A 17,124-nucleotide genomic window follows, 5' to 3' on the forward strand; every position below is an offset into this window, starting at 1 on the left:
GTGACGCTCTGCGTCACAAATCTGCGCCGTGCCGCAGACTCAAGACCGGACGCAGAGCGTCCAGAACGTCATGCGACGCGGAGCGACGTACGAGAGTTGAGACGTGCGTGGTCTCACCCCCAACGCTTGAATATCAATGACGTATTCACCCCGCCAAAGGCAAAGTTGTTGTTCATCACATATTCATTATTCATCCGCCGAGGTTCTCCGACGATGTAGTCCAGTTCGCCGCACTGTGAGTCGATGTCGACCAGGTTCAGCGTGTGGATATAGCGGTCGCTGTTGAGCATTTCGATGCTGAACCATGACTCCAGTGCGCCGCAGGCTCCCAGTGTGTGGCCGAGGAAGCTTTTCTGCGAGCTCAGTGGCATGCGTGAGCCGAACAAGCTGCTCGTGGCAAGGGTTTCGGCGATGTCGCCCTGTTCGGTGGCGGTGCCGTGACCGTTGACGTAACCGATGGCGTCGGGCGACAGGTTGGCATCTTCCAGGGCCAGCTCCATGGCGCGACGCATGGTGGCCTGCTCGGGACGAGTGCTGTGCGCGCCGTCGGCATTGCTGCCGAAGCCGACGATTTCGGCGTAGATGTGTGCGCCACGTGCCTGGGCGTGCTCAAGCTCTTCGAGCACCAGCATGCCGCCGCCTTCACCGATCACCAGACCGTCGCGCCCGCTGTCGTAGGGGCGCGGTGTGGTGTGTGGCGCGTCATTCTTGAGGCTGGTGGCGTACAGCGCGTCGAAGACCATTGCTTCGGTCGGGCACAGCTCTTCGGCCCCGCCCGCCAGCATCAGCGGCAGACGGCCAAACTTGATCGCCTCGTAGGCGTAGCCGATGCCTTGGCTGCCACTGGTACAGGCGCTGGAGGTCGGAATCAGGCGTCCGGTCAGGCCGAAGAAAATGCTGATGTTGGCGGCGGTGGTGTGCGGCATCATCCGTACGTAGGAGTTGGCGTTCAGGCCCACTGCCACCGAGTTGATCAGCATGTTGCCGAAGGCCTTGATCTCGTCGGTGCTGCCGGTCGACGAGCCGCAGGCAGTGCCCATGCGTCCGTCGCGAATGAGCGGATCATTCAGCAGCCCGGCGTCGATCAGCGCTTGCTCCGCAGCAGCCACCGCTAGTCGCGACACGCGGCCCATGCTGCGCAGTTGCTTGCGTGTCCAGTGTGCGGGCACCGCGAAATCGTCGATGGGGCCAGCCAGTCGGGTATTCAGTTCGGCGAAACGGTTCCACTCGTCCATTCGGCGAATGCCGCTGCGATTGGCGGTGAAGCTCGCATCGATTGTCGGCCAGTCGCTGCCCACCGAGGTAATGCCGGACATCCCGGTGACGACCACACGCTTCATCAACACAGCCCTCCGTTGACGGCCAGCACCTGACGGGTGATGTAGCTTGCTTCGGCCGACATCAGGAAATTCACGGCACCCGCCACTTCCTCGGGCGTGCCCATGCGTTGCGCCGGGATCATCTTCATCAGTTCGTCGACTGGCACGTTCTCATCCAGCATTGCGGTGTCGATCAGCCCCGGCGCGACGCAGTTGACAGTGATTTTGCGTTTGCCCAGTTCGATGGCCAGCGCCTTGGCGGCACCGATCAGGCCGGCCTTGGAGGCGCTGTAATTGACCTGGCCGCGATTGCCGATCAGCCCGGAAACCGAGGTGATGCAGACAATACGGCCCGCCGCGCGACGGCGAATCATCGGCATGGTCAGCGGGTGCAGCACGTTATAGAAACCGTCCAGGTTGGTACGCAGCACCTGATCCCAGTCATCATCGCTGAGTGCCGGAAAAGCGCCGTCGCGGGTCAGCCCGGCGTTGAGCACCACGCCGTAATAAGCGCCGTGGGTCTCCACATCAGCTTCCAGAATCGCCTTGCAGGCGGCACGGTCCGAGACATCGAATTGCAGCACGCGCGCCTGACGGCCCAGCGCAACGATTTCGGCCTGTACGGCTTCGGCCTCGCTGCGACCTGTGCGGCAATGCAGGATCAGGTCGTATCCGGCCTGGGCCAGACGCAGGGCGATGGCGCGGCCGATGCCACGGCTGGAGCCGGTGACCAGTATCGATTCAGTCATGCCGGGGCTCCTTCAGCCAGATAGTCAGCAGTGTTGGGCGGGCAATATACATTGAGTCGGGCAAAAGCCTTGATATCCGGTCCGGTCAGGGTGCATTCGAACACGCCCATGCCGCTGTCGTCCTGCAAGGAGCGCACGGCATGGATATGCAGCTCGCTGCCCAGCGGGAAGCGCGCTACGTTGCATTCGAACTTGCGGCTGCCGAGCAGAAACCCCAGCTTGACCGCTTCACCCTTGGTGCGCGCCTGGCAACCGGCATAGGCCGCGACGCTCTGGGCCATCAGCTCTACGCCAAGCCAGGCGGGCAGGCTGCCGTCCGGCTGGTTGAACAGACCATCGGCGCGCACGGTCAGGCGGGTTTGAATCTGCTCTTGGTCAAAACTCAGCACCTGATCGATGAGAATCATGTCGCCAGCATGGGGGATGAGTTCGGCGAGCGGCCACTCGGTCATGGGGCATCTCCGATAATCAGGCTGATGTTGTTGCCACCGAAGGCAAACGAGTTGCTCATCGTGTAACGAGCATTTGCAGGTGCCAGGCGTGAACCTGGCAGCGTCCATTGCAGTGCAGGCAATAGCGGGTCAGCTTCGCCGTCCCACAGGTGCGGGGGCAGTGCCTGTTCGGTGTTATCCGGTGCCAGGCTCAACCAGCAAAACGCGACTTCCAGCGCACCCGCCGCGCCCAGCGTGTGGCCGCTGAGCGGCTTTGTCGACGAGCAGGGTACACCGTTCGGGAATACCGCCTGCACGGCCAGGCTTTCCATGGCATCGTTATGCGGCGTAGCGGTGCCATGCAGGTTCAGATAGCCGATCTGTGCGGCATCGAGTCGGGCATTGCCCAACGCTTGCAGCATGGCATCCCGCGCACCCCGCCCGGTAGGTTCGGGGGCCGAGATGTGGTGGGCGTCGCAACTGGCACCCGCGCCCAGCAGGGCAATCGAGTGGCTGTTGGCAGCTTCGCGGGTCATCAGAAACAGCGCTGCCGCCTCGCCGATGTTTATCCCGTTGCGGTGCGTGGAAAACGGATTGCACAGTTGTGGCGACATGGCTTCAAGCGCCGAGAACCCATTGAGGGTCAACCTGCACAGGCTGTCGACTCCGCCGCACAGCACCGCATCGCACAGGCCCATGTCCAGCGCCCGGCGTGCGCTGAGCAGCGCCCGCGCGCTGGACGTGCAGGCTGTGGAAATCACATAGGCCGGGCCGCTCAATTGCAGCCAGCTGGCCAGGAAATTCGCCGGTGCGCCCAGCTCCTGTTGGCGATAATCGTAATCTTCGGGGAAGGTCTTATCACGCAGCCAGCTTGCCATGCTCTCGCTTGCTTCATCGATACCCGAGGTGCTGGTGCCGACGATCACGCCAATCCGCCCGGCTCCGTAGCGCGCGATAGCCTGACGAATGTCATCTTCGATCTGCAAGGCCGCGGCCAGCAGCAACTGGTTGTTGCGGCTGCGCTGCGATTGCATGGTGGGCGGAATGGGCGGCAATGCGGATTTGACCGCGCCGACCGGCAACGCGCGTTCCGGCACCCAGCCGCTTTCGAACACCATGCCCGAGCTGTCGCCTGCGAACAGTCTGCGCGACACCTCTTCACGGCTGTCGCCCAGCGAGCAGATCAGGCCCAGCGCATTGAGATAGGCAGTCATGGCATGCTCTCGTCGTTCAGCGGTGTAACCCTGTAGCTCAACCCGTCCTTGAGACGGATGGTGTAGGCGTTGGCTGACTGATATTCGACCAGCCAGCGATCATCCAGACGCCGCTGCATGCCCTGGCGGTACGCCGTGGGATAGCGGCCATGCATTTCCAGATCCGAGGTCATGGCGAACATTATTGCCGCAAACAGCTCGCGTGCTTCGGGGTTGGGGGGAAGCAGACCGTCGGCTTGCCATTGTCCGTTGATCAGCAACTGGCGAGCCTGGGGAATACCCAGCGGGTCCATCATCGACCAGCGCAATCCGCCGTTTTCGCGCTGGATGATCAGTAACCAGTCCTGATGCTGATCGGCCTGGCGACGCTCGATGTGCAGCTGCATCGGCAATTGCATGGTCGGTGCGGTGGTCGGCAGCGGTGCCTGTGCAGCGCAGCCGCCCAGCAGCAGAAAGGCCAGAAAGAATACCCGGATCATGATGCGCCACCTTGTAGCGGTTTGCGGGCCACGACATTGACCAGCGTTTCCTCACGTTGCCCGAACGGCCTGGGCTTTTGCAGTTTCAAGACTTCGAGCAGGCCGAAGTCCCTGGCGCGGCTCCACCACAGGTAAGGGTACGAAACATTCGGTGCATCGAACTCGAAACCCTGGTCGCGGATCATCTGCAGATACTGCGCCGCGCTTTTCTGAGCGTGCATGGGGTGACGGAACAGCCAGCGAATTACCCAGGTGTCGATGTACGCCTCGGTCGACTCGGCGAACAGCAGGTAGCCGCCTGGCTTGAGTACACGATAAAACTCGGCCAGCGCCTGCTCTTGCTCGACCAGATGATGAAAGGTCTGGTGACAGAACAGCAGATCGACGCTGGCGTCCGGCACTTGCAGCGCCGCGCAGTCACTGCCGATCAGCTCGACCTCTATGCCTTTGGCGCGCGCTTCCTGACGGCTCATCTCCAGGCTGTGCAGGTCGGCATCGACACCAATCAGCCTTGAAGGCTGAAAAACCCTGCTCAGGTGCTGAAACGACTTGCCCTGCCCGCAACCGGCGTCGAGCAAAACCGGTGCGGCCGGAAGCGCGCTATCGAACAGGCTGCGCAAGTCGTCTATCGCCACGCGCAGCACGCGGTACTGCCAGATGTTGCTGCGCAGAAACCACAGGCCGAAGCGGGTTTCCTCGACATAGCTGTCACTCAGGAACGGTCGATTCATGAGTCACCGTCCGCGCAGATTTCCGAGAGCGTGCGCAAGCGACGTTTAGGCTCGCTGACAAATGGGTTGCGCTCATCCCAGGCATAACCAGCCAGAATCGAGCTGATCATGCGGCGGATGTCCGGAGCGCTGCCGGGGTAGAAAATCACGCCCTGGAACGTACCGTCGTACCAGCCCTCGACATAGGCGCGAAAGGTGTCAACGCCACGTTTCAACGGAACGGCGAACTCGCTTTCCCAGTCCACGCTCTCACCCTGCAATTGTCGATTCAGCACGCCAGCGGCCATGCTCGCCGAACGCATGGCGATGGTCACGCCAGATGAAAACACCGGGTCGAGGAATTCCGCCGCATTGCCCAGCAGCGCAAAGCCCTTTCCATGCAAGGTTGTGACGTTCGCCGAGTAGCCGCCGATGGTCCTTGCCGGTGTATCCCAGACCGCATTTTTCAGCACGCTGGCCAGTTGTGGTGTTTCATCGATAAAGGCGCGCAGGCAGGCATCCAGGTCCTCGGGCTTGTCGTTGAAGCGCTCGGCCGAGGCGACCACGCCTATCGAACAGCGGCCTTCGCTGAACGGGATCGACCAGAACCACACATCGCTGTGCTGCGGATGGATGCTGACCAGGATCTTCTGACGGTCGAAGGGCGGGCTTTCGATGCGGTCTTCGATATGGGTGAACACCGCCTGACGCACCGGAAAGCCCGATGGCGCTTCCAGATCCAGCAAGCGCGGCAGCACACGGCCATAGCCGCTGGCGTCGAGGACGAAGGTTGCCTGTACGCTGTATTCGCTGCCGTCCTCGCGTTTTACCCGCAATACCGGCTGCAGGCTGTCGAAGTCGGCGCTGATGATTTCTTGCTGATAGCGGATTTCCACACCCTGCAGCTCGGCCTGATCAGCGAGCAGCTTATCGAACTCGCTGCGTTGCACCTGAAAGGTGGTCGGCTTGCCGTTGCTGAAGGTATCGCCAAAATCGAAATCGCTGTACTGCTCGCCGCGCGCAAAGGCAGCACCGTTCTTGAGCTGGAAACCGGCGGCCTGCACGGCGTCGAGCATCCCGGCTTCTTCGACGAAGTCCAGGCAGTGGCACAGCAGGCTTTCGCCGATGGAGAAGCGCGGAAACAGCTGGCGCTCGATGATCAGCACGTCATGGCCCTGGCGTTTTAGCAGGGCAGCCGCTATTGAACCGGCCGGACCGGCACCGATGATGACGACCTGACGAATTTCCCTATCAGTGATGGGCACAGGTATTCCTTTTCGGTTGGGCGGTGGCTGGGAGTGACGACAACGCTGCAAGACTAATGCGTGTGGCCCTTCAGCATTGGCTGGCGAATGAAGCGCTTTACGCGGGCTGGCCCAGGGCGCCAGGAGGAAGCTGAACGCCAGCCCCAGACTGACCGACAGGCCGAAGTTGCTGATCGCCGGGGTGCCGGAAACAGCCAGCAGGCCGAACGACAGCCAGGTGGTGACCGCTGCCAGCAGCGTGCCCAGCAGGCTGACCGCCGCGCCGCCTATCTGCTCGCGCATCAGAATGGCGTAATCGACGCTGATCGCCGTGACCAGCAGCAGGCCGAACAGGCTGAACAGAGTCAGCGGCTGACCGAGCCAGCCCAGGCTGGCGAGGCTGCACAGGGCCGCCAGCAGGGGCAGGGCGACAATGCGCAACGCACCGCCGAAGCCAAACGGAGCGATCAGCAGCAAAACAATCAGTACGCACGATGCCAGCTTCAATTCCGCTGCGCTGATCTGCGTGTGGGCGAACACCTCGTTGAGCTCACCCAGACGGTCGACCAGTTGCACGCCCTCCAGTCCGATGGCCTGCACGCGCAGCAACGCCATGCTGTTCATGCCACGCAGGCTGACGATGCTGGCTACCTGAGCGTCGCCTTCGGCATCTTCGCTGGCGCCCAGCCAGAGCGTGCGCCACGGTTCGCTGAGCGGGCCTTGAAGCGCCTGATCAATGTCTTGCGCTGGCAGTGCCTGCAATTGCGCGAGTTCGGTTTTCAGTGCGTTGGCCGGAACGCCAAGCTGTACCAGTGGCGCCCAGTGTTGCGGCAATTTGCCCAGTGCATCACGGGTCAGTTGCTGCTCGGCAGGCGAATCCAGCAACTGGTTGAGCGCCATGTAGCCTTGCAGCTTGTCCATGCTGACCAGTTGGTCGAGCCGTTGGGTCAGTTCGGACTGCCGATCCAGCAACTGCTGTTGGTCCTTGCCGCGCACCAGAAAAAACTGGCTGGTGGGCTGATAACCGGTGATCCGTGCGATGGCCTGGGCTTCATCGGTCAACGCCTGAGGTGCTGCCACCCATTGGCGGATATCGTTCTTGGTGGTCAGGTGCCAGAGTCCGCCGCCACAGAAGACCAACAGCAGCACCAGCAGGATCGGTGTGCTGATGCGCAGCAGCAAGGCGGCGCGGCAATCGAGCATCAATTGCGCCAGTTTCAGCGGCCACTGGGCAGGGCTGATCTCGACTTTTGCGAGCAGCGCGGGCAGCAGGCACACCGCCGTCAGGTAGGCGCCGATCAGGCCGGCCGCCGAGAACACCGCAATTTGAGTGAGTGCCGGGAACGGCGTCCAGGCCAGGGCGAGATAGCCGATACAACTGGTGATCAGGCTCAGCGTCAGGCCCGGCAGGGTCAGGCGCAAGGCGGGCCAGCTGCGCCAGGGTTTCAGGCTCCAGCTCTTGGACAGGTAATGCAGCGGGTAATCCACCGCCACACCAATCAGGCTGGAGCCCAGCACCAGCGTCATGACGTGCATGCTGCCAAACAGCGCCACGCAAGCCACTGCGCCGAAGAGCATGCCGACCACCACCGGTACGAACGCCAGCAGCACGCTCCAGCGTCGGAAGGCGAGCAACAGCAGCAACAGGATGCCGAGCGTTGCGCCGCCGCCCACCCAGGTGATTTCCCGGCTGGCCTGCTTCTGCCCGTCGGCGGCGTACAGCAGGCCGCTGGCGGCGAGCAATTGACCACCGGCCTGCTGCGCCTGCACCCGCGCTTGCGCCAGCAGGTCCGCGACCTGACCGGGCAGGTGCAGGTCGAAGGCATCGGTTCGGGTTCGCGAACGCAGCAGTACCCAGCTTTTGCCCTCGGCGCTGGCAATCAGCGCGCCACTGGCCAGATCCGCCTCGACCGAGCCCTGTTTCGGCAAGCCGTTCTGGATACGCCCGGTCAGCCCCAGCCAGTCATCCTGACCCGGCACCAGGCTGAACCCGGCAAACGGGTCGAAGAGTGTTTGTACGCGCTGCTCGATGAAAGTCTTCGGCTCATCGATCAACAGAGCGCGATCGGCTGCCGGCAACATCGCGATTCGCCCTTGCAGCAACTGGGTGCGCAACGCGGGCAGATCGGCTTGCAGCGACCACTGAACCTTCTCGAACAGGCCGCTCGCTTGCCATTGCTCCGCCAGCGTGCGAGCCAGTTCCACAGCCTGCTGGCGGTCGGTGTGTCCCACCAGCACGAGCATTTCGCGATTGAGCGGCTCCTGCATGCGCTTTTCGGCGCTCACCACCAGTTCGTCGTTGTCAGTGCCCGGCACCAGTTCCATGAGGTTGGCCGACAGCGGTGAGCGGTCGTGCCACTGCCAGCCGGCCAGCGCCAGCACGCTTGCCAGAATCAGCAGGAACAGTCGCGGCAATAGCCGCTCAGTCTTTGAAGTCATTACGCTGCGCATCGGTCAGGGTGGGGGCACTGCTGCTGTCGATCATTTTCAGGACGGTACTGTCGCCCTGGGTTTCCAGCAACTCGATACGCTGGACCAGTTCGCCGCCATCGATGTTGATCTGTTTGAACACTTGCTGCAGCAGCATCGAGCGCGGCGTGAGCGTGAGTTGCCAGGCGTTTGCGTCGCCCTTGAGCTGCAAGTCGAAATCCCGTTGCAGGCCGCTGCTGTCGCCCTGCAATACAGCAAGGAACAAGCGGTTCTGCTCGGCCCCGGCATTCTTGTTCGGTACGGGCTTCCAGGTGCTGACGTCGCCCACGCTTTCGCGGCGGGAAATGCCGCTGGCATTGATGCGGTAATCCTGTTTCAGCGGTGTTTCCAGCAGCCAGAGCAGCCCGAAATCCCTGGCGAGCACGAAGCGGCCCTTGCTGAGCAGCGGTTGCGGCAGGGCGCGCAGGTGTTTTTCCTGAATGAAGCGCCCTTGCACCACCGCAGGTTTAGCCAGCTGGTCACTCAGTTGTTGCAGATCGAAAGCCTGCGCCAGTGAAGACAGGCACAGCAACCCCAGTAGCAGCAAGGCGCGACACGGACGGTTCATGGCAAGGCTCTCTTCACGGCATCGATAAAGACCTGGGGCGAAGCCAGTTGCATTTCCCGGCTCTGGCTGTCGACCGCAACCTGCACGGTGCTGGCGCGGGTCAGGCGTTCGCCGGTGTGTGCGTCGGTGATCAGGTAGTTGATCTTCAGACGGTTCTCCCACTCCACCAGACTGGCGCGTACGTTCAGTGTCTGGCCGAACACCGCGCTGCGCACATAGCGCAATTGCAGGTCGATCACCGGCCAACCATAACCGGATTCGAGCATCTGCATGTAGTTATGACCGATGTGGTCGAGCAATGCGCAGCGGGCGACTTCCAGGTATTTGACGTAATGCCCGTGCCAGACAATGTTCATCATGTCGACGTCGAAAAACGGCACCACGATTTCGGTGTCGACGTGCAGAAAACCCTTACTGCGCATGCAACCTCCAGCGGCGGTTGGCAATATGTTTCAGGCACAGGCGCAGTTCATTCTCCAGCGCCCGGTCTTCGATGACAGGGGCAAAGTCCTCGCCCAGTTGTTGGTGCATGGCCGCCAGTGCCGGTGGCAGCGGGCGCGCATCGGCGGCCTTGCTGCGCAGCCATATACCCTGGTTGGCGGCGATCAGCGTGGCGGCGGCAACCTGCTCGGTCAGCTCCAGCACCCGAATGGCGTCACGCGCAGCGATGGTGCCCATGCTCACCTTGTCCTGATTGTGGCATTCGGTGGAGCGCGAGAACACGCTGGCCGGCATAGTGTTTTTCAATGCTTCGGCGGTCCATGCGCTGGTGCCTATCTGCACCGCCTTGAAACCGTGATTGAGCATGGCCCGCTCGGCGCTGGCCCCCGACAGATTGCTCGGCAAGCCGTGGTTGTAACGTTCGTCGACCAGCAGCGCCAGTTGCCGGTCGAGCAGGTCTGCGACATTGGCCACCAGCGTTTTCAGGCTGTCCATGGCAAACGCAATGTGCCCGCCGTAGAAATGCCCGCCGTGCAACACGCGCTCTGCTTCGGCATCGATGATCGGGTTGTCGTTGGCGCTGTTCAGCTCGATCTCGATGAACGAGCGCAGCCAGTTCAGGCTGTCGGCCAGCACGCCCAGCACATGCGGTGCGCAACGCAGCGAATAGCGGTCCTGCAAGCGATGCAGCGGTGCGGTTGGCGCGTCGATGGCCAGGTCCTGACGCAACCATGCGGCTACCTGCATCTGACCCGGATGCGGCTTGGCGGCGAACAGGCGCTCGTCGAAGTGCTCCGGGTTGCCTTGCAGCGCCACCACGTTCATGGCGGTGATACGGGTCGCCAGTTGCAGCAGGTAATCGGCGCGGGCGAACGCCAGGCACGCGATGCCGGTCATGACCGCGGTACCGTTCATCAGCGCCAGCGCTTCCTTGGGGCGCAGCACCAGCGGTGTCCAGCCCAGTTCGCGGTGCACATCGCTGGCCGGACGGCGCTCGCCACGGAACATCACGTCGCGCTCGCCGGACAGGGTCGCGGCCACGTAAGACAGCGGGGTGAGATCACCGCTGGCACCCACCGAGCCCTCTTCCGGGATCAGCGGCAGCACGTCGTGATCGATAAACGCCTGCAAACGCTCAAGCAGTTCGACACGCACTCCGGAAACGCCTTGGCACAGTGACTGCAAACGCGCCGCCAGCACTGCGCGGGTGGCCTGGGCGTCCAGCAGCTTGCCCAGCCCACAGCCGTGAAATGTGTACAAATGCTGCGGCAGCGCCTCGACATGCTCCAGCGGCACGGCCACCACGCAGGAGTCGCCGTAGCCGGTGGTGACGCCGTAGATCACGCCTTCCTTGTTCAGTAACGAATCGAGAAACTGCGCGCCCCTGGCGATGCGTGCGCGAAATTCAGCGTCGCCTTGCAACGCACTCGGCGCCTGACGATTGGCCAGGGCCAGTACGTCTTCGATACACAAGGCGCGCTCACCGAAAATGATCGGGTCAGGAGCTTGAATCATCATCGGACTTCCAGAATGGGTAGAAATTGAACCACTGCTGCGGGGCTTCCAGGCAGTAGTGCCCAAGACGCTCGGCATAACGTTCGGCCCAGTGGGCGATGACCTGGGCGCGGTCGCTGCGCCGCCATTCGATGGCGTCGGCGAACGGTTCGAGAATCACCCGATAGCCCTTCGGGCCTTTCAGGCAGAAAAACAGATTGACCTGGCATTTGAGCAGACCGGCCAGCAGCCACGGGCCTTGCGGAAACGTCGCGGGCTGGCCCAGAAAGTCGACCCGCACATTGCGCCCGCCGTGCAGGGCAACGCGGTCACCGGCGATGGCCAGCCACTCGCCTTCGTCCAGACGCTGGCTGAGTTGCAGCATGATCGCCGGGTCCAGCTCGCTGACCTGAATCAGGCGCAGGTTGGTCGCCCCGGCTTCACCGAGCAGGCGATTGAAGCGTTCGGCGTGCTTGGTGTGCACCAGCACGTTCATGGTGACTTTTTCGCCGAGCTCGGCCAGTGCGCGGCACACCTCAAGGTTGCCCAGATGCGCCCCCACCAGCATCTGCCCGCGCTCGCCGCGCAGGTTGTGGCGTAGCAGGGCAGGGTCGATGATCTCGATCTGCTCGATGCCCAGCTTGCCATTCCATACGTCAAGCTTGTCGAGCAGTGCCTCGGCGAAGGCCATGAACTGGCCAAACACGCGCCGTTGGCTGGGGCGCAGTTCGGGTCTGGCGCTCCAGTCCGCCAGGCGCTGCTGGTATTCCCAGATGCTGCGTCGGGCACGGCGGCCGAAGGCGAAGAAATACAGGACGATGCCATACAGCACCGGGCTGAGCAGGCGACGACCGAGCACGCGCATGCCCCAGGCGGTAAGCTTCATGAGCAGGAAACTGCCACGCTCTTCGTGACTGGCCCAATGTTCCTTGGGCGATTTTTCAATGGTCATGAGCGCCACCGTCGCCAGAGGATCACCGGCAGACGCATCAGCATGCCGAAGAACAGCTTGGCGTGCATTTTCGAGATCAGGGCGTTGTCGTGAAACAGGCGGAAATGCGACAGGCCGTCCTGCGGATAGTGAACGCGGGTCGGCAGCCAGCGCATCGCCTGGCCGCGCCATGACAGGCGCACGAGAATTTCCGAGTCGAAGTCCATGCGCCTGCCGATCTGCACGCTGTCGATCAGCGCCAGAACCGGGGCCAGCGGGTAGAGCCGAAAGCCGCACATGGAATCGCGAATGTGCAGCGACAGGGTGTTGATCCATACCCAGACGTGGGTGAGATAACGGGCGTACAGGCGGCCTTTGGGCACGCTTTCGTCGTACTGCGGATAGCCACAGATCAACGCTTGCGGGTACTGGCGTGACTGCTCCAGAAACACCGGAATATCGCTCAGGTCATGCTGACCGTCGGCATCGACCTGCAGCGCATGGCTGAAACCCAGGCGTGCCGCTTCGCGAAACCCGGCCATGACCGCGCCGCCCTTGCCTTGATTGACCGGCAGGCACAACAGGTAGATATCCTCACCCTGCGCCAGTTGCTGTAACACTGCGGCGCAAGCCGGGCTGCTGGCATCGTCCACCAGTATGCAGGGCAAGCCTGCATTGCGGACGGCCTTGACCACGTTGGGCACGGCCAGCTCGTGGTCGAACACCGGAATGATCACGCAAGGCTTATGCATGGCCGCCCTCCAGCACAATCCGGCCACTGGAGCAGGGTGCGTTTTCGCTGTTGTGAAAGGCGAAATGCAGCTTTGAGCGTGCGGCATCGAAGCGCAGGGTCAATTTCAGGCGGTCGCCGGGGCGCACCAGTTGCTGAAACTTGAGCACTTCCATGCCGGCAAAGTCGGGTGGCAGATTCAACAGGCGCTGCCCCAGACTGATCGCCCATTCGACCTGAACCACGCCGGGCAAGACCGGTGCCTTGGGAAAGTGGCCGCTGAAAAATGCCAGATCTGGCGGGACGCTCAATTGCAGGTGCAGCTCGCCTTCGACGTTCTGTTGCTCAAGCACTTCTGGCTGTTTCGAGCGTGGCGCCAGCAGCAGCGCCTCGACCTCTGCCTGAGGCAGCTTGCCCTGGGCGTTGAGCGGCATCTGCCGCAGCAGACGCCAGCGACGCGGCAGAGCGATGGTTTCGCAATGCGGTTGCAGGTACTGTCGCAAGGCTTCGGTGAGCGCCCGACGGCCCTGATTGCGCAGGGCCAGCAAGCCCGCGTCGCTCAGCACCAGCAGCGCGCCCAGCGAGGCACGGTTTGCCTGCACCACGCCAAGGCGCGCTTCACTCACCCACGAGTGAGCCGCGAGGGCCTGCTCGATCAGCGGCAACGACACGCGCTTTTCTTCAAGTTTTACGATGCGGTCGAGCCTGCCGAGCAGTTCGAAGCGCCCGTCTGCACCGATCAGCGCCGCATCGGCGGTCTGCTCGACATGACCGGGCGGCAGATAGGGCGAGCTGATGCGCAGCGCACCCTCGTTGTCCTGACTCAGCTCTACGCCATCGAAGGCTTGCCAGCGTTGTTCGCCCTGCCGCCAGGCGATGCCACCGGTTTCCGAACTGCCGAGAATTTCCGTCGGCCACTGGCCAAGACGTTGTTGCAGGCTTTGCGCCGCTTCGGCTGGCAATGCGCCGCCGGATGAAAACACCCGGCGCACGGCACTGAGGCTGCTCCAGTCGAGGTTGTCGCCCATGCGCTTGAGCAGTGCCGGGCTGGCGACCCAGGCAAAGGACGGGTATTCGCGGCTGGCGCGTTGCAGGTCTTCGGCGAACGGCAACTGGCGGCGCACGAACGGGCGTGCGGCGCACAGCGGCCATAGCAAACGGAACAGCAGCCCATAAATATGTTGCGTCGCGACGCTGCCGATCATGCATGCCGAACCAAGCTGCGCGCCCCACAACTGTTCCAGCCCGCAGACTTCGTTGGCCAGCTGGCGCAGGCGTTTTTCAATCAGTTTGGGCTCGCCGCTGGAACCCGAGGTGCACAGGCTCAACCGGCACTGGTCAAGGTCGAGCGCTGCTGGAGCCAGTTGCACGGCGTGCAGATCGCTTAAATGCGTGTCGTGCGCCAGATCGGTCAGCCACAGGTCGACCTGATTGGCCCAGCGCTCGCGGGTCTGGCCTTGCAAGTCCGCGGGCAGCAACACATGCACACCGGCGCGCCAGGCGCCGAACAAGGCGACGGCCAGGTCAGCGGCATCTTCAAGGTGTACTGCGAGGTTTTTGATACCGCGGGCTTGCAGCCCTGCGGCCACGCTCAGTGCCTGATCACGAAATTGCGCGTGGTCCAGGGTCGGGGCCAGCGTCAGCAGCCGGTCGGGCAGGGCGTCGAGCAGCAGGTGTTCTAGGTTCAACCAGTTCATGCGATCCATTTCATTTGCCGCCCGCAGCGGGTGGGCGGACTATCCATTCAACAGCGAACAACAGGCCCATCAATCCGTAGGAAACCAGGCCGGTGTAAAGCGTCCACCAGGACAACGGTGCCCAGAGCGTCAGTATGGCTGCCGTGAGGCCATTGGCGAGGAAGAACAGGCACCAGATCTGCGTGACTTTACGGGTGTAGCGGATGCCGGACTCGGGCAGTTCAGGGCGGTTTATGCGCGCCATTCTTTCCACGATCGGCGGGCCGTAGACCAGGCTTGAACCGAACAGGCCGAGCATGAACGCGCTGACCAGTACCGGATACCAGCGCAGCATCAGGTGGCTGTCGAGTACGCCCAGCGCCACGCAAAAAACCAGGGCGACAATCGCCATCGCCAGGCTGCCTGGCTTGCGCTCGCCGGTCAGTGCGCGCGCCAGCCACAGGCTGCCCAGCAGCAGCGCGAACTGCCACGGGGCGAAGTGTTCGGTTCCCCAGTAGACGGCAAACGGATACAGCACACCGGCCAGTACCAGAATCAGGCCAATCAGCCGCTTCATTCGGCCGTATTGACCAGTTTGTAGACGGCCTCTACCACGTCGTTCACGGTTCTGACTGATTTGAACTCTTCAGCGGCAATCTTCTTGCCGGTCTTGCGTTTGATGTGGTCGATCAGGTCCACGGCATCGATGCTGTCGATTTCCAGATCCTGATACAGGTTGGCTTCAAGTGTGACCCTCTCAGGCTCCAGTTCGAACAGTTCCACCATTGCGGCGCGCAGGATTTCGAAGATGTCTTCACGGGTTTGCATGTTCAATTCTCAGGCCGGTTGTCTGGCGCTGACGAAGGCCGCAAGGCTGTCGACGCTGGCGAAATGGTTACGGGTGTCCTTTGCATCGGCATCGATCTTGATGCCATAGCGTTTCTGGATGGCCAGGCCCAGTTCGAGCGCATCCACCGAGTCCAGTCCCAGTCCTTCGCCGAACAGCGTCATATCGTTGCCGATATCTTCCGGGGTGATGTCTTCGAGGCCCAGGGCATCGATGATCAACAATTTAATGTCCTGGTGCAGATCGCTCATCTGAGGCGAGCTCCTTGGTGAAATAGTCATGCAGGTAATCGTTGAGCTTGCGGGACGCCACGGGCGGCGGACCCAGCGAACTGAAGGCGGTGGGGTCTATATCGGCACCGACGCGCAAACTGAAGTGCACGCGGCGTTGTGCAATGCGATACCAGGGCTCGGCCTTGGTCAGAGTGGTCGGCTGGACCTTGATGGTCACCGGGGTGATCATGCTCGCGCCACGCAGTGCAATGGCGGCCGCGCCCCGGTGAAAGACCGGCGGCTGACCCGGCTGGGTGCGGGTGCCTTCGGGGAAAATAATCAGTGTCTGGCCGCTTTGCAGGCGCTCCACGGCGGCATCGAGCATGTCCATGCTGCCGTCGTTGCTGATGTAACCGGTGGAGCGCACCGGGCCGCGGGTGAACGGGTTTTCCCACAGGCTGCGCTTGACCACGCAATTGGCGTCACGCACCAGCCCGATCAGGAACACCACGTCGATCAGTGACGGGTGGTTGGCAATGATCATCTGCCCGGGGCGGCCGAGCTTTTCGGCTCCCTGCACCTCGTAGGTCAACACGCCCATGCGCGCCATGATGCGGATGAACAGCCAGAACAGGCGGCTGATGGTCCGCCTGGCGCGGCGCTGATGACTGGCTACACTGCCGGGCAGGCAACTCAGTATCGGAAAAACGAACAAGCGCAGACACAGGCCGCTGAACCCGAACAGGGCAAAGCTGAAGGCGGTTGCCAGCAAACGCCAGTAATAAGCATCCTGACGTTTTTTCAGTTCTTGCGTTGCCAGTTCCATAACCGGTTATTCCAGGGGTGCAGGCAGACGGATTGATCAGTGTGCAAGGCTTGCAGCAGATTCAATGCGTGGGGCCATCGAGTCTGCGGGTTCCCTTGTGTGTCGCTGTGCAAAGACAATTCCCACTCGTTGCCGGGCGTCAGCAGCAAGCCGACCGCGTAGGGAAAGGGCACGTCATCAATCCATTGTGCATAAGCGTGTGGTGGCTGTTCTTCAGTCACCACAAGCAATACTGCTTCTGCACCCTCGGCCAGCAACGCTGCGGCCTCGAACGCTCCATACTCCAGCCCGTCGCCTGCGGCGGCCAGGGCTGTCATCTCACTTGTTTCACCGCGCATGATCGACCACAGACCAATCACTGCGTTATGCACGGAAAGGCTGAACTGGGTCGGTGAAACCGGCTCGTTCGCGGCCAGATCGCGCAGAATTTCAAACGTTCTCGGGGTTTCTCCGTGGCGCGAGACAAACACCAGTGGTACGCGTCCCAAGCCTTCAGTCAATGGCCAGCCGACGGCAAATGCCATTCTGGCCATGCGGCCCAGGCGGCGGCGTTGCATGGCAGGCAGGAAAGACACGTCTGGCGCGGCGTCACTGGTTTCCAGCAAAGTCGGATTGCGGCTCCATTGCAACCAGTCGTCAGCGCTCGCCAGGCCCGGAGCCCAGGCATGCCATCGTGCAATGTTGAAGGTGATCAAGACTTCTCTTCCCGCCCCTGCGGGCTTGTTTCTCGCTACATCGATATCAGGTAGATATCAGCCTGGGTGCGGTAATTTGACCGAGTGCG

Annotated in this window: 18 protein-coding genes; all 18 read right to left on the bottom strand. The window is 62.3% G+C overall.

Annotated elements, in window-relative coordinates; all coding sequences use genetic code 11:
• Nucleotides 1-113: 113 nt before the first annotated feature.
• From KP808_RS02070 to KP808_RS02155, 18 genes are read right to left on the bottom strand one after another with little or no spacing between them, the layout of a single operon-like run.
• Complete coding sequence (locus KP808_RS02070; RefSeq protein WP_122259090.1) at nucleotides 114-1,340, bottom strand: beta-ketoacyl-ACP synthase; 1,227 nt, start codon at nucleotides 1,338-1,340, stop codon at nucleotides 114-116.
• Nucleotides 1,340-2,068 (bottom strand): 3-oxoacyl-ACP reductase FabG, encoded by a 729-nt coding sequence (gene fabG / locus KP808_RS02075; RefSeq protein ID WP_058399814.1) that lies wholly within the window; start codon nucleotides 2,066-2,068, stop codon nucleotides 1,340-1,342. The genes KP808_RS02070 and fabG overlap by 1 nt, the downstream gene beginning before the upstream one ends.
• Nucleotides 2,065-2,520: an ApeP family dehydratase gene (locus tag KP808_RS02080; protein ID WP_058399815.1), complete on the bottom strand. Its 456-nt coding sequence runs from the start codon at nucleotides 2,518-2,520 to the stop codon at nucleotides 2,065-2,067. The genes fabG and KP808_RS02080 overlap by 4 nt, the downstream gene beginning before the upstream one ends.
• Nucleotides 2,517-3,713: a beta-ketoacyl-[acyl-carrier-protein] synthase family protein gene (locus tag KP808_RS02085; protein ID WP_230017360.1), complete on the bottom strand. Its 1,197-nt coding sequence runs from the start codon at nucleotides 3,711-3,713 to the stop codon at nucleotides 2,517-2,519. The genes KP808_RS02080 and KP808_RS02085 overlap by 4 nt, the downstream gene beginning before the upstream one ends.
• Entirely contained in the window at nucleotides 3,710-4,192 is a 483-nt protein-coding gene (locus KP808_RS02090; RefSeq protein WP_230017361.1) for a hypothetical protein, read from the bottom strand. The genes KP808_RS02085 and KP808_RS02090 overlap by 4 nt, the downstream gene beginning before the upstream one ends.
• A complete protein-coding gene (locus KP808_RS02095; protein WP_230017362.1) occupies nucleotides 4,189-4,923 on the bottom strand; it encodes a class I SAM-dependent methyltransferase in 735 nt (244 codons plus the stop codon). The genes KP808_RS02090 and KP808_RS02095 overlap by 4 nt, the downstream gene beginning before the upstream one ends.
• Nucleotides 4,920-8,585, bottom strand: a complete 3,666-nt coding sequence (locus KP808_RS02100) for a tryptophan 7-halogenase (RefSeq protein ID WP_230017363.1) — start codon at nucleotides 8,583-8,585, stop codon at nucleotides 4,920-4,922. The genes KP808_RS02095 and KP808_RS02100 overlap by 4 nt, the downstream gene beginning before the upstream one ends.
• Nucleotides 8,569-9,183, bottom strand: coding sequence for an outer membrane lipoprotein carrier protein LolA (locus KP808_RS02105; protein ID WP_230017364.1), 615 nt, complete (start codon nucleotides 9,181-9,183; stop codon nucleotides 8,569-8,571). The genes KP808_RS02100 and KP808_RS02105 overlap by 17 nt, the downstream gene beginning before the upstream one ends.
• Nucleotides 9,180-9,605 carry an acyl-CoA thioesterase gene (locus KP808_RS02110; RefSeq protein ID WP_002551680.1) on the bottom strand — a complete coding sequence of 142 codons (426 nt, stop codon included), beginning with the start codon at nucleotides 9,603-9,605 and terminating at the stop codon, nucleotides 9,180-9,182. Before KP808_RS02110 ends, KP808_RS02105 begins: the two co-directional genes overlap by 4 nt.
• A complete protein-coding gene (locus tag KP808_RS02115; protein WP_230017365.1) occupies nucleotides 9,595-11,142 on the bottom strand; it encodes an HAL/PAL/TAL family ammonia-lyase in 1,548 nt (515 codons plus the stop codon). The genes KP808_RS02110 and KP808_RS02115 overlap by 11 nt, the downstream gene beginning before the upstream one ends.
• Nucleotides 11,123-12,070 (bottom strand): LpxL/LpxP family acyltransferase, encoded by a 948-nt coding sequence (locus tag KP808_RS02120; protein WP_058399821.1) that lies wholly within the window; start codon nucleotides 12,068-12,070, stop codon nucleotides 11,123-11,125. Before KP808_RS02120 ends, KP808_RS02115 begins: the two co-directional genes overlap by 20 nt.
• Nucleotides 12,067-12,801, bottom strand: coding sequence for a glycosyltransferase family 2 protein (locus KP808_RS02125; protein ID WP_058399822.1), 735 nt, complete (start codon nucleotides 12,799-12,801; stop codon nucleotides 12,067-12,069). Before KP808_RS02125 ends, KP808_RS02120 begins: the two co-directional genes overlap by 4 nt.
• On the bottom strand, nucleotides 12,794-14,476 hold the full coding sequence (locus KP808_RS02130; RefSeq protein ID WP_058407759.1) for an acyl-CoA synthetase family protein: 1,683 nt from the start codon (nucleotides 14,474-14,476) through the stop codon (nucleotides 12,794-12,796). Before KP808_RS02130 ends, KP808_RS02125 begins: the two co-directional genes overlap by 8 nt.
• 10 nt (nucleotides 14,477-14,486) lie before the next feature.
• Nucleotides 14,487-15,032 (bottom strand): COG4648 family protein, encoded by a 546-nt coding sequence (locus KP808_RS02135; RefSeq protein ID WP_058399823.1) that lies wholly within the window; start codon nucleotides 15,030-15,032, stop codon nucleotides 14,487-14,489.
• Nucleotides 15,029-15,283 (bottom strand): acyl carrier protein, encoded by a 255-nt coding sequence (locus tag KP808_RS02140; RefSeq protein WP_002551686.1) that lies wholly within the window; start codon nucleotides 15,281-15,283, stop codon nucleotides 15,029-15,031. Before KP808_RS02140 ends, KP808_RS02135 begins: the two co-directional genes overlap by 4 nt.
• A 9-nt stretch (nucleotides 15,284-15,292) precedes the next feature.
• On the bottom strand, nucleotides 15,293-15,553 hold the full coding sequence (locus tag KP808_RS02145; protein WP_002551687.1) for a phosphopantetheine-binding protein: 261 nt from the start codon (nucleotides 15,551-15,553) through the stop codon (nucleotides 15,293-15,295).
• The gene (locus KP808_RS02150; protein WP_058399824.1) at nucleotides 15,528-16,340 is read right to left on the bottom strand and encodes a lysophospholipid acyltransferase family protein; all 813 of its coding nucleotides are present in this window, start codon (nucleotides 16,338-16,340) and stop codon (nucleotides 15,528-15,530) included. Before KP808_RS02150 ends, KP808_RS02145 begins: the two co-directional genes overlap by 26 nt.
• On the bottom strand, nucleotides 16,316-17,035 hold the full coding sequence (locus tag KP808_RS02155; RefSeq protein WP_002551689.1) for a beta-ketoacyl synthase chain length factor: 720 nt from the start codon (nucleotides 17,033-17,035) through the stop codon (nucleotides 16,316-16,318). The genes KP808_RS02150 and KP808_RS02155 overlap by 25 nt, the downstream gene beginning before the upstream one ends.
• Between the last annotated feature and the right edge of the window lie 89 nt (nucleotides 17,036-17,124).

It is taken from the genome of Pseudomonas savastanoi (assembly GCF_020917325.1).
Taxonomy (GTDB): Bacteria; Pseudomonadota; Gammaproteobacteria; order Pseudomonadales; family Pseudomonadaceae; genus Aquipseudomonas; species Aquipseudomonas amygdali.

What these genes read in the sequence shown, in the direction of transcription:
- KP808_RS02110 (WP_002551680.1), bottom strand. Translation starts at nt 9,605, where the DNA reads ATGCGCAGTAAGGGTTTTCTGCACGTCGACACCGAAATCGTGGTGCCG.
- KP808_RS02145 (WP_002551687.1), bottom strand. Translation starts at nt 15,553, where the DNA reads ATGAGCGATCTGCACCAGGACATTAAATTGTTGATCATCGATGCCCTG.
- KP808_RS02140 (WP_002551686.1), bottom strand. Translation starts at nt 15,283, where the DNA reads ATGCAAACCCGTGAAGACATCTTCGAAATCCTGCGCGCCGCAATGGTG.
- KP808_RS02125 (WP_058399822.1), bottom strand. Translation starts at nt 12,801, where the DNA reads ATGCATAAGCCTTGCGTGATCATTCCGGTGTTCGACCACGAGCTGGCC.
- KP808_RS02095 (WP_230017362.1), bottom strand. Translation starts at nt 4,923, where the DNA reads ATGAATCGACCGTTCCTGAGTGACAGCTATGTCGAGGAAACCCGCTTC.
- KP808_RS02080 (WP_058399815.1), bottom strand. Translation starts at nt 2,520, where the DNA reads ATGACCGAGTGGCCGCTCGCCGAACTCATCCCCCATGCTGGCGACATG.
- KP808_RS02085 (WP_230017360.1), bottom strand. Translation starts at nt 3,713, where the DNA reads ATGACTGCCTATCTCAATGCGCTGGGCCTGATCTGCTCGCTGGGCGAC.
- KP808_RS02105 (WP_230017364.1), bottom strand. Translation starts at nt 9,183, where the DNA reads ATGAACCGTCCGTGTCGCGCCTTGCTGCTACTGGGGTTGCTGTGCCTG.
- KP808_RS02090 (WP_230017361.1), bottom strand. Translation starts at nt 4,192, where the DNA reads ATGATCCGGGTATTCTTTCTGGCCTTTCTGCTGCTGGGCGGCTGCGCT.
- KP808_RS02130 (WP_058407759.1), bottom strand. Translation starts at nt 14,476, where the DNA reads ATGAACTGGTTGAACCTAGAACACCTGCTGCTCGACGCCCTGCCCGAC.
- fabG (WP_058399814.1), bottom strand. Translation starts at nt 2,068, where the DNA reads ATGACTGAATCGATACTGGTCACCGGCTCCAGCCGTGGCATCGGCCGC.
- KP808_RS02070 (WP_122259090.1), bottom strand. Translation starts at nt 1,340, where the DNA reads ATGAAGCGTGTGGTCGTCACCGGGATGTCCGGCATTACCTCGGTGGGC.
- KP808_RS02100 (WP_230017363.1), bottom strand. Translation starts at nt 8,585, where the DNA reads ATGACTTCAAAGACTGAGCGGCTATTGCCGCGACTGTTCCTGCTGATT.
- KP808_RS02150 (WP_058399824.1), bottom strand. Translation starts at nt 16,340, where the DNA reads ATGGAACTGGCAACGCAAGAACTGAAAAAACGTCAGGATGCTTATTAC.
- KP808_RS02120 (WP_058399821.1), bottom strand. Translation starts at nt 12,070, where the DNA reads ATGACCATTGAAAAATCGCCCAAGGAACATTGGGCCAGTCACGAAGAG.
- KP808_RS02135 (WP_058399823.1), bottom strand. Translation starts at nt 15,032, where the DNA reads ATGAAGCGGCTGATTGGCCTGATTCTGGTACTGGCCGGTGTGCTGTAT.
- KP808_RS02115 (WP_230017365.1), bottom strand. Translation starts at nt 11,142, where the DNA reads ATGATGATTCAAGCTCCTGACCCGATCATTTTCGGTGAGCGCGCCTTG.